Below are 14,351 nucleotides of genomic sequence, written 5' to 3'. Positions count from 1 at the left end.
GCATTGATTACGTAAATAGTTTGTCGTATGCAGCTAGAAGGCTTTGATGCATTGCGCTGGCCTCCATATTTTCACCAAGATCCTCAAGACCAAAGAAGCGCTCATCTCTATTAATAAGAGCTTTAGCTTGGCGCAATATTTCTGTACCATACAGAAGAGATAGAGAATGCTCATAGGCAGTAGGGCTATCAAACTGAAGATAATTTTCAATGCACCGATAGACTAGTCTGCGCGCAGGATTCATTTGCTTGTAGTGATCAATCCAATCGCAGCCTTCAAGGACCGCTTCTTTATCACCTACCGCTAGAGCAAGTAAGGTTTTTAGTTCGCCGATACGCAACTCTTTCCAGCTTGTAGCAACCGGAATAGCTAAGCCCAGAATTTCCCAGAGCGGCCGCTCATCATTTAAATTGAGTGTTTGCAATTCGGTTAGCAAATCTTTTATTTCTGAATTACTGAGTTGAGACAGGCGCAATAGTGCTGGACGAATGAGATTCCCAACGCTGTTGTTCTCCCACTCCAAGTCTTCCACCGGATAAATTTCTGACATGCCTGGCACTAGTATTCGGCATGCGTAAGCGCCTTGCTCAGGAAAGTCTGCAACATAAGCATCGCAGCCATCTTTTTCAATACGCTTGCATAACCAGTTGTAATCTTCTTCCGTAGTCGAACTAAAGTTCCAGTCTATAAAAGGAAAGTCAGGCTGATTGCTTAGAAAGCTCCAGCTAATCACGCCACTAGAATCTACAAAATGAATTTCGAGATTAGATACCGAGTTAATCTCATCCATATCAAAACCAGGCGCAGCAAAGTTCTCTAAAGAATCTAAGGCGCGACCTTGTAATAGTTCAGTCAGAGCGCGTTCGAGCGCAATCTCAAAACGAGGATGGGCGCCAAAGCTAGCAAAGCAGCCCTGATCTTTTGGATGCAATAGGGTCACGTTCATGACGGGATACTCACCGCCAAGCGAGGCATCTTTAACCAATATTCCAAAGCCAGCATCACGCAAACCTTTTATGCCGTTTGTAATTTTAGGATAGCGTGCAATTACCTCTTCAGGTACGTCTGGCAGACAAAGTCCCTCGCTAATGATTCGATATTTAATGTGTCGCTCATAAATTTCAGAAAGGGCTTGTGTGCGGGCTTCCATCATGGTGTTGCCAGCAGACATGCCGTTGCTGACATACAAATTCCCAATAATATTCACGGGTATCCAAGTGAGCTCTCCGTCGCGAAGACGAGTGTAGGGTAGCGCACAAATTCCTCGCTCTATATTTCCAGAATTGAGATCAACCAAGACAGAGCTATCAATTGCGCCATCAGGGTTGTAAAAAGAATGCAATTCAGGATTGAGTAATTCGCTTGGCCATGAGCCATCACCATGAGGAAACCATTTTTCTTGCGGGTAGTGCACGAACTTGCCTGAAGCCCTTTTCTTGCCTAGATAAAAGTGGGTCCAAAAGTAATGTGTACCGAGTCTTTCAAAGAACTCACCAAACGCACTAGCGCGAGCGGCTAATTCTGTTGCGCCTTTACCATTAGCAAACAACATAGGGCAATCTTGGTCCTTCACGTGTGTAGACCAAATGCCCTCCACAGGATTCAGAAGAGAAGATTCGTTGAGAAAGAACCCTCGATCCGCCAACTTTTTCTGCATAGTGGCGATCGTCGATTCAAGCGATGCATCCTTGCCGGGTATAAAGCTTTGTGTAGTCATCACCCATTCTAACGGGGCATAAAAGACCTATCTGACACAGATGGACTGGCCATAAACAATAGTCACCAGGGGAATTTAATCAAAACCAAGCCCAATTCGTTATAATTCCGAGTCTTGGCCTGGTAGCTCAGTCGGTAGAGCAGAGGATTGAAAATCCTTGTGTCGGTGGTTCGATTCCGCCCCGGGCCACCAAGAATTCTCGGTCCGTACCGGACACATGCTTTACGTCCGGTACCGACCACATGGTTTACAGTTGCCGTTCACATCCCCCCATCATGAACTGTCCTTTAAAAGGACGCTTTATCTATTGGGGATTTGTCATCCCTGTGCCAGTCAAGTGTCGATTTAAGCGACGCTGATTTGGGGTCGGTGCTTGTAATGTCGTTTAAAACGACATTTATGATTTTGATGACTTTTTGGCAATCCGCTTGTTAATATCTTTGAGCATTGCTTCGTCGGGCTCTTTCCAGTTAGCCCCAGCTTGGTTTGCCATATAAACCACCGCATAAGCAAATTCAGTCACTGTTAAGTCTGACTTTCCGCCTTTTGGCGGCATTGCTCCAACACCGTGATAACCATCCGAAGTAATATGAGCTTGACCCTCTTTGATCAACTTTCCCCATTGCTTTTTATCACCCAGCACGGGAGCTTTGTTAAGGCCAGAGGCATGACAGTTTGAGCAAACGGCTTTATAGGTTTCTTCGCCGCTGGCAATACTCGAAAGACTTAAAGAGTAAAGACAAATGAAGAGAATATATTTCATACCAACCTCAAATAAAGAGTACTCAATTTTAGTTTATTACATTCGTATTTGCGCGACGATTACTAGAACTCATACTCAACCTGCATACGTATTGTGTTTTTTGGGGATGCGGTAGTTGTTCCCCAAAGATAGGCAACGTTATAGACAAGCGCTTCTTTTCGGCCAAGTTTGGTTTTCCCAAATATAGCTGGTCCGACACTGGTTTGCTGTTGTTGATTAGTATTCCAATTATTCAGTTGCCCAAGCCAAGAAAATAGTTGTGCTCCCAGCTGAAGCTCGGGTTGAAGGCGATACTTCACTTGCCCTTGATAGCCAAAATAGGTACCTTGATTTTCGGTGCCAGTGTAATGACCTTGCATCAGTAGGTTTAAGTTTGCCTGCCACTTATTCCAGTCGTAGCGGCTTTACTTGTTTTATATGGGCAACATTCAAGACAGGATAGCCATTAGTAGCCTTAAGGATCTCTCATCCTAGGCCCTGGTTCGATTCCGCCCCGGGCCACCAAGAAACACCAAAACCACCTTCGGGTGGTTTTTTCATTTACAGAAGGTTAATTCCAAAGCTCTTCATCACCAAGGCAAATAAGCCAAAGCAGATAACCGTTGCCACTACGCAAGTTCCCATAGTCATCCAGAACCCCAGCCTTGGTAGTAGGTAAGGAAAAAGTAGAAACATCGGTAGCGTTGGAATCACATACCAAAAGGTGTAATAGGCGTGATTAGCAATTTTCTCTTCAGGTTGGTTTTCTGCATACAGCCACACAAGAGTTAAAAGAGTCATTACGGGCAATGCCGCAATAAAGCCACCTAATCGATCACTGCGTTTGGCAACCTCGGATATGAATACAACCATCCCTGCTGTTAATAGATACTTTGCGATGATCCAAGCCATAGAAGCCTTTATTGTGTGTGCTTGCCCCATTATAGGAATGTCGTTTAAAACGACAAATTTAGCAAATGGGCATAGAATTAAATTATGAGAAGGATATGCCTTGCCCTTTGTTTTAGTCTATTTGCCAGCTTGATTCATGCGGCAGTGATGCCCATTGATTTATCGGCACATCAGCCTCAGCATCAAGTTACTATTACTGATAACTCAGCCCATCATTGTGATGAGGTGGCGAGTAATTCTCACGATACAAATACCAATCAGCCCTGCCATGGCGACAGCTACCAGTGCTGTTTGGGTTTGGTAGTTATGCCAACATTAAACATCGAGCTATCGGCCGTCTCAACGCAAGCACCGCCCTCAAGTAGCTCATTATTGGCCCTCAAGTCAGCAATCAACTTCATCTATAGGCCTCCAAAAGTCTAAGCTAATTTAGTAATTCAAGTTAGTTTGATTTGTGACAGTTAGTCACACATATATTTTGGAGAAATCTTATGAACATGACTCACTACATGGAGTTATTGGCTGTTAATCAGCCCTGGAATTTAATTATTTTTATGGCCATCCCAATTGTTTTGGCCGAAACCTTAGCTATTACTGAGTTATATCTCCTCTTTACTCGCAAGTTCGATGGTGCTGTTTATTACCTCAATCGCTTTTCTGGAATGGCTGTGGGCGTTTACTTTGTTGGGATCATTTACTACATTGTGACTAATGCCATTATTCCTATTACACAGGCAGGCGAGTGGAGAACAGTGATTGATGTAATCGCTGTTAGCACTTATGTAATCGCAGGATTGCCGCTGATCTGGATTGCCTTACAAGAGTTCGGTTTAGTTAATCGAGCACTAGACCAAATGGGTAAGTTAAAGATTCATGCGATATGTGTTGCCGTGTTCTTAGTGTTTGGCCATGTGGCAATGATTTCAGGAATGCTTGATCCTGCGATATTGGGATACCAGGCCCCGCATTTAATGGAAATGAATCATGAGGTGCCAGCAGAGCATGCGGGTCATATGAAGTAAGTGTTGAAAGTGGATTAGATATCCTCGGCTCTTGTGGATTCCGCCCCGGGCCACCAAGATTTAAATAATGCCCTGCTTCGTGCGGGGTATTTTCTTTTGGTCAGGCGGACTTGCTCCTTCTAATTAATATATGTACAATGTACATATGACTTTGTTACGATTTGAATGGGAGCCCAGAAAAGCTTCGGCCAATCTAAAGAAACACGGTATTTCTTTTGAAGAGGCGAAATCTGTGTTTTATGATGAAAGTGCTAAGTTAATTTCCGACCCCGATCATTCGGAGGATGAAGACAGATTTATCTTGCTGGGAGTAAGCCATTCTCTTCGTGTGATTTTGGTTTGCCATTGCTATCGAAGCGAGGGTAATGTCGTTCGTATTATTTCGGCTCGTAAGGCAACCCCTAAAGAGTCAAAAGCTTATTAAAGGTGATGAAGATGCGTAAAGAATATGATTTCTCAAAGGCTCGTAAAAACCCATATGCTTCTGTGCTCAAGAAGCCCATTACCATTAGATTGGATGAGGATTCAGTGAGTTACTTCAAATCTGTATCAGAAGAAGTTGGAATTCCTTATCAAAGCCTCATTAATCTCTATTTGAGAGATTGTGCCGCTTCGCATAAGAAGCTGAACCTTAGCTGGAAGTAGTCTAGAGGTAGGATGCGAGTCTCCTGAGGCCCTGGTCGATTCCGCCCCGGGCCACCAAGAATCTCAATAGCCCACTTGTTGGGCTATTTTCTTTTGGTCGGGGGGATGAGGATTCGTTAGTCGGGGCTAGAATGAGGAATAACTAACAAGAGGGGGAGTTATGAGTTCTAAGAAATTTGTAGTGGGACTGCTATTTGGTATGTCTGTATTTTCTTTGGCCGGTGCGGCGATACCTGAACCACCAAATCCGTTGGCAAACATCAACCTAACATTTGATCAGCGCCTTGAGCAAATGAAACAAACAGATGCCGCATTACTTAAGGCTACTCCAGAAGAGCGTAAAGAATACTGGCATAAGATGCGCGATCAAATGAAGGCTTTAAGCCCTGAAGATCGCAAGTTGGTTCACGAGAAAATGAAGGCTCAATGGCAATCAATTACTCCTGAGCAAAAAGAGAAAATGAAAGCAGAGAGAAAGACTTTCTTTGATGGACTAACGCCTGAAGAGCAGGCTGAGATGAAGGCCCGTAAAGCCAAATGGGAAAATATGAGCCCCGAGGAAAAGCAGAAGTGGCACAAGCAAGCTAGCTAGGATCAGACATCCTCAGCCCTGGTCGATTCCGCCCCGGGCCACCAAGAATCTCAATAGCCCACTTGTTGGGCTATTTTCTTTTGGGCTTGGTGGGGTTAGATGTAATTAGTCTCGGATATCCCCATCAATAAGCGTCCTTTAAAAGGACAGTTGTGTGGGGGGGATGATTCATCCCTGCACTGATTAAGCCCCTGCAATGCCACTTTATAAATAATTTAATGGAATCTTTAGATAAGAAACACCATTCGCCTCTTTGGGAGGAAACTCACCTGCACGAATATTTACTTGGACTGACGGCAAAATTAATACGGGCATCTCTAAGGTAGAGTCTCTTGCTGTTCTCATCGCCACAAAGTCTTGTTCTGAAATGCCATCGTGGATATGAATGTTATGTTGACGCTCTTCGCCAACTGTTGTTACATAGACTACTTCCCGATCATTTGGCGGGTAGTCATGACACATATATAGCCTAGTCTCATCAGGAAAACTTAATATTCTCTTTACCGATTTATATAAAGCATGTGCATCACCACCAGGAAAGTCACATCTAGCTGTACCAACATCAGCCATAAACATTGTGTCACCCACAAAAATAGCATCGCCTATTACATAAGCCATGCAAGCTGGAGTGTGTCCGGGTACAAATAGTGCTTTCATTTTTAGGTTACCCAAAGGCAATTCTTCATCTGCTTCAATCAAATGGTCAAATTGAGATCCGTTAGCTTGAAATGCATCTTCTAAATGAAAAATGTTTTTGAAAACTGCTTGAACTTCTTGGATGTGCTTACCAATTGCCAGCTTGCCACCAACATGCTTCTTGATATAAGAACCTGCCGTTAGATGATCCGCATGAGCATGAGTTTCTAAGATCCAATTAACTTGCAAGTTTTGATGTCGAATAAATTCAATGACCTCATCTGCTGATTGGGTGCTTGTTCGCCCTGACTTAGGATCATAATTAAGCACAGAATCGATAATTGCACATTGACTCCCTGGCTCTTCATAAACCACATGGGTAAAGGTCCAGGTGGGCGCATCAAAAAAGGTTTTGACGATTGGGGCGTTTTCCATAATTCATTGTAGGATCACTACACCCCGAATGCCAATTAATATTAACTTTCACTTGCAAGTCAACTAATGGACCTACATATATTAATCATCCCTGCTCTAGGCGCCTTTGTTGGGATCTTAATGGGGCTATCAGGAGCAGGAGGCGGAATACTCTCAGTGCCACTTTTAGTTTTCTTTGTTCATTTACCAATGGCTGAAGCAAGTCCAATCGCATTATGTGCCATTGCCTTATCAGCTACAGTAGGCGCAATTATTGGACTTAAAGAAAAAGTGCTGCGTTATAAAGCCGCGATTTTTATGTCTATCTTTGGCCTCATCATGTCGCCTATTGGGCTATGGGTTGCCAATAAGATGCCCAATGCTCCCTTGTTACTTCTATTCAGTGCTATTTTAATTTTTGTGTCTGCGCGCCTATATATACAGGCCCATAAGACTATCAATGGCACATTACCAACTTCAGCAACCCCGCCGCCTTGCCAGTTGGATTTATCAATTAGTAAATTGATTTGGACAGTCCCATGCGCCAGATCTTTAATGTATGCAGGACTCACTGCAGGTTTCTTGTCGGGCTTATTAGGAGTTGGCGGTGGTTTTGTCATAGTGCCTTCACTAAAGAAATTCACGGACCTTCCAATGAAATCCATTGTTGCCACTTCTCTAGGTGTTCTAGCAATCGTGTCTTCAGGGGGCGCTCTTGTGTCATTGGCTTCAGGCAATCTGAATGTAGAGATTGCCATCCTATTTGCTTTGGGATCACTTATGGGGCTGGTATTTGGAAAGTTAATGGAGAAAAAGATCAGCGGCACTAGAGTGCAACAGATATTCGCCATTTTTACTTTCTTGGTGGCGCTGAACCTAATTTATAAAGCGGTATAGACCTCACATTAAAGCGGCTTAAATATAAAGCGTCCTTTAAAAGGACGCTTTGTGAATGGGGAATTTGTCATCCCTGTGCCAGTCAAGTGTCGATTTAAGCGACGCTGGTGATAAAGGCACTGTCTATGCGGGTATCTCCTACCCGTACGCACTATCTTTATGGGCTATATTGATCCAGATCAACATGATGCCCAGATAGCTATGGGCGGAGGAGACATTGATGAATTCAGAAAACTTTACCAATAGACGTAAAGTCATTACAGCGGCCTTGGCTGGTGGAGCCAGTTCATTATTGCCATCCTGGGCAATGGGTGTAGAGAAAACGAATTTACCCATAGCCTATGGTGAGCGCGAACTCATGGCCTTTCCTGAAAAGAAGCCCATGATTGTGTTGACTTCTCGGCCGCCGCAATTAGAAACCCCATTTAAGTATTACGACAATCATGTCATTACGCCAAATGATGAATTCTTTGTGCGTTATCACATGGCTGGCATTCCAACATCCATTGACCCTAAAACTTATCGGCTAAAAGTTGGTGGCAATGTAGAAAAGCCTTTAGAGATTTCTCTGGAGTCTTTAAAGAAAAACTTTCCAGCTCAACGTATTGTTGCTGTTAATCAATGCTCTGGTAATAGTCGTGGCTTATTTGAGCCTAGAGTTAATGGTGGGCAACTTGGTAATGGCGCCATGGGTAATGCCGCTTGGGTTGGTGTTGCCTTAAAGGATATTTTGAAGGCGGCCAATCCTGGTCGAGGTGCCAAGCAAGTGACCTTTGATGGCTTAGATCAACCAGTATTGCCAAGTGATTCAGACTTCGTAAAAGGTTTGGACATTGATCACGCGATGGATGGCAATGTCATGGTTGCCTATCAAATGAATGGAACAGATATTCCTTTCTTAAATGGTTATCCAATCAAGTTAATTGTTCCCGGCTACTACGGAACCTATTGGGTTAAGCACCTGAGTGAAATACAAGTAGTTGATGATGTTTATAACGGCTACTGGATGAATCCTGCTTATCGTATTCCTGATAATGACTGTAACTGTGTTGCGCCTGGAACTGCTCCTTCTAAAACGATTCCTATTAATCAGTTCACTATCCGCTCATTCATTACGAACTTCACAGACAATAGCGTTGTCACTGTTGGTAAGCCGGTTCAAGCTCGAGGCATTGCCTTTGATGCTGGCTTTGGAATAAAGAAAGTGTTGTTCTCGCAGGACAATGGACAAAATTGGACAGAAGCAAGATTGGGCCAAGATCTAGGTCGCTTCTCATTTAGAGAGTGGCGCATTGAATTTACGCCAAAACAAAAAGGGATGTTGGACTTGAGGGTTAGAGCATTCAATCATGCTGGCCAAGTTCAGCCGATGACTGCAAGTTGGATGCCGGCTGGCTATATGCGAAATATTGTTGAGACTGTTAAAGTCACAGCGGTTTAAGGAGAAGAATATGAAAAAAATTATCCTCCTTCTATCTGCTCTTGCTTTGGCACAAATGGCACAAGCTAAAACGATTGAGTTGCCAGCTGATACTGTTTTATGGAGGCCATCAGATTTGCCAGGCTATCAGCTGACTTTACAGAAATGCTCTACCTGTCACTCTGCCCACTATGCAGAATATCAACCGCCCAATACGGGAGTTGGCTATTGGAATGCCCAAGTTTTAAGGATGAAAAATGTATTTAAGGCGCCCATTACTGATGAGGAAGTTCCAGTCATAGTCGACTATCTTAATAAGACTTATGGGGCCAATAGGAAATAATGATTGGGCATCCTCGGCCCTGGTTCGATTCCGCCCCGGGCCACCAAGAATTCTCCGAACATTAGAAGTGGTCCATCGAATCTCTAGTGTTAGCCGCGGTCTGGCACCATTTCCCCTTGGTTTTCCAGCTCTTCCCTTGACTCGGAATGTCGTTTAAAAGGACGTTTGTTGAACGAGGGGATTTGTCATCCCTGTGCTGGTCAGTGTCTATTTAAGAGACGCTCGTCCATGGTCGGTGCTTGTAATGTCGTTTAAAACGACAAATTTAGTAATCGGGTATAGAATTTGAGCCATGTTGCCCCGTAGAAAAACGCTGGTTTTATTTATATGCCTCTTCTTGATTGCGTTTAAGGCGGCGGCAGGAAGTATTTTTATTCAATCCGCAATTGAGCGGGCAGAGCTTGCTGGTAGCTACAGCAATGCTTCAATGTCACAGCAAGCACATAATAGCTCTGACTCAGCTGACGACAAAGAGCAGGTTCATACCATGTACCTCATGAGCCATGTAACAGCTAATATTAGCGAAATTGAAATTACCGTTTTCTCTCCATCGATTGCAGTGGCTTCGTTCTCTATCGTTAATGAAGTTTTGTTTTCGCAAAATTTCCCCGACTCAGCATTTAAACCACCCAAAGCTAACACCTAATTTACTTGGTTGGGATTGGTCTAAATAAGATCAATCCTATTGATAGCATGGCTGAGCCTATTCAGCCGTATTTGGGAAATTCCATCATGTTTAAGTTTGTAAAAATATTGCCATTGGCATTATTGGTTTTATTTGTTTCCGCCTGTAGTAGCGTTAAGTTAGATGATGCTAATAGTGTTGCTACTGTCAACGCTGGCGGCTCAATGTCGTATGATCCAATCAGCGATTCTAAGTCTAGCGTTTATGGCAAGCGTTCTATCTATTTTGAGTTTGATAGCTATACATTAGATCCAAAATATGCCTCTACTATCTCTGCCCATGCTTCGTACTTGAAAGCATTTCAAAGGCAAAAGGCATCCGTCATTATTCAAGGTAATACCGATGATCGTGGAACCGCTGAGTACAACTTAGCCTTGGGCCAAAAGCGATCCGAAGCTGTTAAGAAAGCGCTTGTTTCTCAAGGTGTTAGTGAGTCTCAACTAGAGGCAGTGAGCTTTGGCAAAGAAAAGCCAGCTGACCCAGCGCAAACTGAAGCGGCATTTAAAGAAAACCGCCGCGCTGATTTTGTGTATCGCTAAACTTCAAAGGCTATTCAATGAAAAACATATTCAAAATAAGTTTGATAGGCATTGCTTTCTTAAGTGGATGTGCGACAAACTTTGCCCCCAATAACCCAGTACAGGTTGCTAAGGCGCCGGCACCAATGACTGCAATAGCTCCAGTTCATACTGGTGCTGTGGCAAAGCGTCTTAATGACTGTATTGTTAACAGTAATCAAAGTGCAGATGCATTGTTGGTGGATAGTCAGATCATCGTTGTTACAAGGAACAATCCGCATGCACAAGCCCTCTTTAATTCAGCCGATAAATTAACTGATCAACAGGCTAAGGCATTAGCTAATTACTTGCTTGAAGCTAATTCTTGTCGTCCTATTGCGCTAGAGGAATTAAGTCCCGAGATGATTTCGGTGTATCAGGAGTTCTTTAAAAAAATCGATGGCGTTTATGCAGATCTCATTTCTAAAAAAATCACTATCGGAGTTGCTAATCAAGAAAGGCAATTACTGATTCAAGATGCTCGCATGAAGCGTCTAGATATTCAATCTAAAAAGAATTAGTGCGATAGATTTATGGCTAGATATAAATTTGTTTGTCCTGCCTGCAAGTTTGACTGTATATGTTCAATTGGTAGAGAAAAAAGTGGTAGCTATTTGAGCGTGCCAATGATTTGTCGACAATGTAAGGATGTTGAGGAATATAAGGTTACCGATCCCTTAAGCCTATCAAGCTCTTATCTCGGGGATCTTTCTTGTAGGGTTTGTCACTCTGGCGAGTATTTAGATGAATGGGATGGAATTACGTGCCCGCATTGTCAAAAACCAATGCGCGCCATAGGTGCTGATGTGGATGCTAAAAAGCCAGATAAAGACTTTGGTTATGGGCGCAGGAGTCGCTAATGAATATGGGTTCTGTGGAAGAAATTAAAAATCATTTAGGAATGGCATTTGCTTGTATTCCTGCTGGTAGTTTCTTAATGGGCAGTAATGAAACGGAAAACTCTCTAAGACAAGATTTTCCTCAATATGAATTAACTCGGCTGTCTGAATTTCATGATGAAAGCCCATTGCATAAAGCGGTCATCACTAGATCATTTTGGATGGGACGGCACCCAGTCACTATTAAGCAATTTGAATTATTTTTGACCAACTCCGGATATATGCCTGAATCGATCCAAGATGGTACTGGTGGATATGGATTTAACCCACTGGATACTCACTTAAAGACTATTGATGACGAAGTCTTTGAGGGTCGCAATAATCGGTATGCATGGGATAAAACAGGATTTACTCAAGAAGAGGATTTTCCAGTAGTTAACATTACTTGGAATGATGCTAATGCTATGGCCAGATGGTTAAGCGAGAAAGAGGGCAAAAGGTATCGACTGCCAACCGAAGCGGAGTGGGAATATGCCTGCAGAGCTGGGACGGATAGCAGATACTTTACTGGCGACAATCCCAATACACTTGCCTCATATGCCAAAGTGTTTGATTTAGATACCGCAAAGATTTGGCCGCAGTGGCAACGTTATGCCCTTGACTATCAGAGTCATTATGAATTTGCCGCTCCCGTTGGTAGTTTTCTCCCAAACCCATTTGGTTTATATGACATGATCGGAAACGTATGGGAATGGTGCTCTGATTGGTATGCTGAAAATTATTATCAATACGCACCAACCATAGACCCACAGGGCCCCAATATTGGTGAAGCGAGAGTAAGGAGAGGAGGTTCTTGGCACTCATGGCCTTTGTACTGTCGATCTTCTTTTAGAAATGTGAATACGCCAGAGTCGCGTTATGTCTTGGCAGGCATGAGGTTAGTATTAGAAGACTAATAATGAAAAAACTAATAATTCTCATTTTAGTTATGGCCTTATGCTCTTGTGCTGAACCCCTTAAAAAAGAGCAAGCCACTGTAACCGCTCAAGGCGACAAGTATTGGACTTTAGATTTCTTTCATTTTTACAAGGGTAAGCAAACCCACACAGAGAGCTTCAAGTTCGTTAATCGAAGGGATTGCTTTGATACCTTGTATCAAATGCAAGTCGACTCTAAAAAACAAAGTTTTCATAGTGGCGCTGGGATATGTACTAAGCTATTCCTTGAGGGGCAAAAGAGAACTCAAGACGATGTATTGGGCTATAGGTAAAGTAGTCTAGGGCTAGAGTCAGACATTCTCGGCCCTGGTTCGATTCCGCCCCGGGCCACCAAGAATCTCAATAGCCCACTTGCTGGGCTATTTTCTTTTCAGGCTTGGCAGGGTTAATCGCCATAAGAGCCGGATATCCCCATCATGAACTTTCCTTTTAAAGGACATGTCAATTATTCATCCCTGCGTCAGTCGATGTCGTTTAAAACGACATTTCTAATTACGCCCAAGGGTTAGTCCTAGCTATATTCCACTCTACTTAGAGCAAAATTGAATTGTCATAGCAAAAGCCAATTCAAGATCGTTATCGGTTGGAGGAGACACTAACCACCTTCGGGTGGTTTTTCTTTTATGGCTTGACAGGATCTGGCACTATTTCCCCTAGGTCTTCCAATGCCCTCCTTAACTAGAACCGTCCTTTAAAAGGACGGTTTATGAATTGGGGATTTGTCATCCCTGCGTTGGTCAAGCGTCGATTTAAGCGACGCTCATTAGAACTCATACTCAACCTGCATACGTATTGTGTTTTTTGGGGATGCGGTAGTTGTTCCCCAAAGATAGGCAACGTTATACACAAGCGCCTCTTTTCGACCAAGTTTAGTTTTTCCAAATATAGCCGGTCCGACACTGGTTTGCTGTTGTTGATTAGTGTTCCAATTATTCAGTTGCCCAAGCCAAGAAAACAGTTGTGCTCCTAGCTGAAGCTCGGGTTGAAGGCGATACTTCACTTGTCCCTGATAGCCAAAATAGGTGCCTTGATTTTCGGTGCCAGTGTAATGACCTTGCATCAGTAGGTTTAAGTTTGCCTGCCACTTATTCCAGTCTTTTTGAAGCAAAAAACCATACTTAGCCTCATACCCTTCATTTCGATTTTGCGGGCGTTCTAATTCAATTAAGAACCCCACATCTACAAAATATTTTCCAGTCTCAGTCAGTTGAAATTTATTTTCCCACTCAACAGCATCAAATTGAGAGTTATTGCCATCCCAAGTATTCTTTCCATATATTTCGGTAAACCACCAAGAAGTGACACCATAGCCCAATCCGATAGAGGCACCTGATTGCCTAGAGTCTTCGCCGCTTCTGGGCTTTTGGGTGCCAAATTTCGTATCAATCTCTCGCTCGCCTTCTTCAACTCTTGGACTATAGATATAGTCAGCTGGCCCACTGAGATATTCGCCGGCATATGTAAATGTGGTGGTTAACAAAAAGAACAGTAGCGTGAAGCATCGAATCCGTATAAAGATAATCTTTTTCATTTAACGATCACCACGCCCTGAGCGGTTTCAGGGCTAAATTCACCCTCAAACTTGTAGCGTCCTGGTGAGAGTGGGCCAATATAAAAGGAGGCGCTACTGTTTGCTTTAATAAACACTTCTCGATTTAGATCATGACTTTCAAATTCTTCTGGAGTGTCATCTAAATTCTGTATCACCAGTCTTACTTTGGTATCTGCTGGGATTTCAATTTGGGCAGGTGAGAAGCGCCCCTTTTGAATCTTGATGGTGATTTCTGACTGGTTGGCGCTCACCAAGGTAGCGACCCCAATCAAGAGACAAAATAAGGCGTAAGCAATAGTGTTTTTCATAAAATGAGATCTTTATCAAATAAGAATAATTCTCATTGTATACCTTATTGAGAATCACTCTCATTTAATAAA

General features: G+C 43.1%; 21 protein-coding genes and 1 tRNA gene. 15 read left to right on the top strand and 7 right to left on the bottom strand.

Annotation, left to right across the window (positions count from 1 at the left end):
• Window positions 1-7 precede the first annotated feature (7 nt).
• Complete coding sequence (ycaO, locus tag Pas1_RS09470) at window positions 8-1,717, bottom strand: 30S ribosomal protein S12 methylthiotransferase accessory factor YcaO (RefSeq protein ID WP_112236922.1); 1,710 nt, start codon at window positions 1,715-1,717, stop codon at window positions 8-10.
• A 116-nt stretch (window positions 1,718-1,833) separates the two neighbouring features.
• Between ycaO and Pas1_RS09465 the strand changes: the two genes are divergently transcribed.
• Window positions 1,834-1,909 (top strand) — tRNA-Phe (locus Pas1_RS09465).
• Window positions 1,910-2,114: 205 nt separating this feature from the next.
• On the opposite strand, the gene Pas1_RS09460 is transcribed toward Pas1_RS09465, so the two are convergent.
• The 3 genes from Pas1_RS09460 to Pas1_RS09450 form a co-directional block, all read right to left on the bottom strand.
• Window positions 2,115-2,480 carry a c-type cytochrome gene (locus Pas1_RS09460; protein ID WP_112295119.1) on the bottom strand — a complete coding sequence of 122 codons (366 nt, stop codon included), beginning with the start codon at window positions 2,478-2,480 and terminating at the stop codon, window positions 2,115-2,117.
• Between the two features lie 62 nt (window positions 2,481-2,542).
• On the bottom strand, window positions 2,543-2,839 hold the full coding sequence (locus Pas1_RS09455; RefSeq protein ID WP_112295118.1) for a hypothetical protein: 297 nt from the start codon (window positions 2,837-2,839) through the stop codon (window positions 2,543-2,545).
• A gap of 181 nt (window positions 2,840-3,020) precedes the next feature.
• Entirely contained in the window at window positions 3,021-3,371 is a 351-nt protein-coding gene (locus Pas1_RS09450; RefSeq protein WP_112295117.1) for a DUF3147 family protein, read from the bottom strand.
• 84 nt (window positions 3,372-3,455) lie between these two features.
• Here Pas1_RS09450 and Pas1_RS09585 point away from each other — a divergent pair, with 84 nt between their 5' ends.
• From Pas1_RS09585 to Pas1_RS09430, 5 genes are all read left to right on the top strand, one after another.
• Complete coding sequence (locus tag Pas1_RS09585) at window positions 3,456-3,794, top strand: hypothetical protein (protein ID WP_136625615.1); 339 nt, start codon at window positions 3,456-3,458, stop codon at window positions 3,792-3,794.
• A gap of 68 nt (window positions 3,795-3,862) precedes the next feature.
• Window positions 3,863-4,393 carry a DUF6803 family protein gene (locus tag Pas1_RS09445; protein ID WP_112295116.1) on the top strand — a complete coding sequence of 177 codons (531 nt, stop codon included), beginning with the start codon at window positions 3,863-3,865 and terminating at the stop codon, window positions 4,391-4,393.
• Between the two features lie 130 nt (window positions 4,394-4,523).
• Window positions 4,524-4,817: a BrnT family toxin gene (locus Pas1_RS09440; protein WP_225971619.1), complete on the top strand. Its 294-nt coding sequence runs from the start codon at window positions 4,524-4,526 to the stop codon at window positions 4,815-4,817.
• 5 nt (window positions 4,818-4,822) lie between these two features.
• Entirely contained in the window at window positions 4,823-5,038 is a 216-nt protein-coding gene (locus Pas1_RS09435; RefSeq protein ID WP_318784733.1) for a BrnA antitoxin family protein, read from the top strand.
• A gap of 160 nt (window positions 5,039-5,198) precedes the next feature.
• Window positions 5,199-5,630: a DUF3106 domain-containing protein gene (locus Pas1_RS09430; RefSeq protein WP_112295115.1), complete on the top strand. Its 432-nt coding sequence runs from the start codon at window positions 5,199-5,201 to the stop codon at window positions 5,628-5,630.
• A 204-nt stretch (window positions 5,631-5,834) separates the two neighbouring features.
• Here Pas1_RS09430 and Pas1_RS09425 read toward each other — a convergent pair whose 3' ends face one another.
• On the bottom strand, window positions 5,835-6,701 hold the full coding sequence (locus Pas1_RS09425) for an MBL fold metallo-hydrolase (RefSeq protein ID WP_112295114.1): 867 nt from the start codon (window positions 6,699-6,701) through the stop codon (window positions 5,835-5,837).
• 66 nt (window positions 6,702-6,767) lie between these two features.
• Between Pas1_RS09425 and Pas1_RS09420 the strand changes: the two genes are divergently transcribed.
• The 9 genes from Pas1_RS09420 (at window position 6,768) to Pas1_RS09385 (ending at window position 12,691) form a co-directional block, all read left to right on the top strand.
• Window positions 6,768-7,577 carry a sulfite exporter TauE/SafE family protein gene (locus tag Pas1_RS09420; protein ID WP_112295113.1) on the top strand — a complete coding sequence of 270 codons (810 nt, stop codon included), beginning with the start codon at window positions 6,768-6,770 and terminating at the stop codon, window positions 7,575-7,577.
• 220 nt (window positions 7,578-7,797) lie between these two features.
• Window positions 7,798-9,018, top strand: coding sequence for a SorA family sulfite dehydrogenase catalytic subunit (gene sorA / locus Pas1_RS09415; RefSeq protein WP_112295112.1), 1,221 nt, complete (start codon window positions 7,798-7,800; stop codon window positions 9,016-9,018).
• 10 nt (window positions 9,019-9,028) lie between these two features.
• Window positions 9,029-9,340: a SorB family sulfite dehydrogenase c-type cytochrome subunit gene (gene sorB / locus Pas1_RS09410; RefSeq protein ID WP_112295111.1), complete on the top strand. Its 312-nt coding sequence runs from the start codon at window positions 9,029-9,031 to the stop codon at window positions 9,338-9,340.
• A gap of 292 nt (window positions 9,341-9,632) precedes the next feature.
• Entirely contained in the window at window positions 9,633-9,986 is a 354-nt protein-coding gene (locus tag Pas1_RS09405; RefSeq protein ID WP_112295110.1) for a hypothetical protein, read from the top strand.
• A gap of 86 nt (window positions 9,987-10,072) precedes the next feature.
• Window positions 10,073-10,564, top strand: a complete 492-nt coding sequence (gene pal, locus Pas1_RS09400; protein WP_112295215.1) for a peptidoglycan-associated lipoprotein Pal — start codon at window positions 10,073-10,075, stop codon at window positions 10,562-10,564.
• 17 nt (window positions 10,565-10,581) lie between these two features.
• On the top strand, window positions 10,582-11,103 hold the full coding sequence (locus Pas1_RS09395; protein ID WP_112295109.1) for a hypothetical protein: 522 nt from the start codon (window positions 10,582-10,584) through the stop codon (window positions 11,101-11,103).
• 93 nt (window positions 11,104-11,196) lie between these two features.
• Window positions 11,197-11,442, top strand: coding sequence for a hypothetical protein (locus Pas1_RS09805; RefSeq protein ID WP_225971618.1), 246 nt, complete (start codon window positions 11,197-11,199; stop codon window positions 11,440-11,442).
• On the top strand, window positions 11,442-12,377 hold the full coding sequence (locus Pas1_RS09390; RefSeq protein WP_112295108.1) for a formylglycine-generating enzyme family protein: 936 nt from the start codon (window positions 11,442-11,444) through the stop codon (window positions 12,375-12,377). Before Pas1_RS09805 ends, Pas1_RS09390 begins: the two co-directional genes overlap by 1 nt.
• 2 nt (window positions 12,378-12,379) lie before the next feature.
• Window positions 12,380-12,691 (top strand): hypothetical protein, encoded by a 312-nt coding sequence (locus tag Pas1_RS09385; RefSeq protein ID WP_112295107.1) that lies wholly within the window; start codon window positions 12,380-12,382, stop codon window positions 12,689-12,691.
• A 491-nt stretch (window positions 12,692-13,182) separates the two neighbouring features.
• Here Pas1_RS09385 and Pas1_RS09380 read toward each other — a convergent pair whose 3' ends face one another.
• Entirely contained in the window at window positions 13,183-13,950 is a 768-nt protein-coding gene (locus Pas1_RS09380; RefSeq protein WP_216203311.1) for a hypothetical protein, read from the bottom strand.
• A complete protein-coding gene (locus Pas1_RS09375; protein ID WP_112295106.1) occupies window positions 13,947-14,279 on the bottom strand; it encodes a cupredoxin domain-containing protein in 333 nt (110 codons plus the stop codon). Before Pas1_RS09375 ends, Pas1_RS09380 begins: the two co-directional genes overlap by 4 nt.
• Between the last annotated feature and the right edge of the window lie 72 nt (window positions 14,280-14,351).

Source organism: Polynucleobacter paneuropaeus (genome assembly GCF_003261235.1).
In the GTDB taxonomy this organism is placed as follows: domain Bacteria; phylum Pseudomonadota; class Gammaproteobacteria; order Burkholderiales; family Burkholderiaceae; genus Polynucleobacter; species Polynucleobacter paneuropaeus.
The sequence above is the reverse complement of the archived record's forward strand: the minus strand, read 5'-3'. Positions and strand labels throughout refer to the sequence as shown.

What these genes read in the sequence shown, in the direction of transcription:
- ycaO (WP_112236922.1), bottom strand. Translation starts at nt 1,717, where the DNA reads ATGACTACACAAAGCTTTATACCCGGCAAGGATGCATCGCTTGAATCG.
- Pas1_RS09460 (WP_112295119.1), bottom strand. Translation starts at nt 2,480, where the DNA reads ATGAAATATATTCTCTTCATTTGTCTTTACTCTTTAAGTCTTTCGAGT.
- Pas1_RS09455 (WP_112295118.1), bottom strand. Translation starts at nt 2,839, where the DNA reads ATGCAAGGTCATTACACTGGCACCGAAAATCAAGGTACCTATTTTGGC.
- Pas1_RS09450 (WP_112295117.1), bottom strand. Translation starts at nt 3,371, where the DNA reads ATGGCTTGGATCATCGCAAAGTATCTATTAACAGCAGGGATGGTTGTA.
- Pas1_RS09585 (WP_136625615.1), top strand. Translation starts at nt 3,456, where the DNA reads ATGAGAAGGATATGCCTTGCCCTTTGTTTTAGTCTATTTGCCAGCTTG.
- Pas1_RS09445 (WP_112295116.1), top strand. Translation starts at nt 3,863, where the DNA reads ATGAACATGACTCACTACATGGAGTTATTGGCTGTTAATCAGCCCTGG.
- Pas1_RS09440 (WP_225971619.1), top strand. Translation starts at nt 4,524, where the DNA reads ATGTACAATGTACATATGACTTTGTTACGATTTGAATGGGAGCCCAGA.
- Pas1_RS09435 (WP_318784733.1), top strand. Translation starts at nt 4,823, where the DNA reads ATGAAGATGCGTAAAGAATATGATTTCTCAAAGGCTCGTAAAAACCCA.
- Pas1_RS09430 (WP_112295115.1), top strand. Translation starts at nt 5,199, where the DNA reads ATGAGTTCTAAGAAATTTGTAGTGGGACTGCTATTTGGTATGTCTGTA.
- Pas1_RS09425 (WP_112295114.1), bottom strand. Translation starts at nt 6,701, where the DNA reads ATGGAAAACGCCCCAATCGTCAAAACCTTTTTTGATGCGCCCACCTGG.
- Pas1_RS09420 (WP_112295113.1), top strand. Translation starts at nt 6,768, where the DNA reads ATGGACCTACATATATTAATCATCCCTGCTCTAGGCGCCTTTGTTGGG.
- sorA (WP_112295112.1), top strand. Translation starts at nt 7,798, where the DNA reads ATGAATTCAGAAAACTTTACCAATAGACGTAAAGTCATTACAGCGGCC.
- sorB (WP_112295111.1), top strand. Translation starts at nt 9,029, where the DNA reads ATGAAAAAAATTATCCTCCTTCTATCTGCTCTTGCTTTGGCACAAATG.
- Pas1_RS09405 (WP_112295110.1), top strand. Translation starts at nt 9,633, where the DNA reads ATGTTGCCCCGTAGAAAAACGCTGGTTTTATTTATATGCCTCTTCTTG.
- pal (WP_112295215.1), top strand. Translation starts at nt 10,073, where the DNA reads ATGTTTAAGTTTGTAAAAATATTGCCATTGGCATTATTGGTTTTATTT.
- Pas1_RS09395 (WP_112295109.1), top strand. Translation starts at nt 10,582, where the DNA reads ATGAAAAACATATTCAAAATAAGTTTGATAGGCATTGCTTTCTTAAGT.
- Pas1_RS09390 (WP_112295108.1), top strand. Translation starts at nt 11,442, where the DNA reads ATGAATATGGGTTCTGTGGAAGAAATTAAAAATCATTTAGGAATGGCA.
- Pas1_RS09385 (WP_112295107.1), top strand. Translation starts at nt 12,380, where the DNA reads ATGAAAAAACTAATAATTCTCATTTTAGTTATGGCCTTATGCTCTTGT.
- Pas1_RS09380 (WP_216203311.1), bottom strand. Translation starts at nt 13,950, where the DNA reads ATGAAAAAGATTATCTTTATACGGATTCGATGCTTCACGCTACTGTTC.
- Pas1_RS09375 (WP_112295106.1), bottom strand. Translation starts at nt 14,279, where the DNA reads ATGAAAAACACTATTGCTTACGCCTTATTTTGTCTCTTGATTGGGGTC.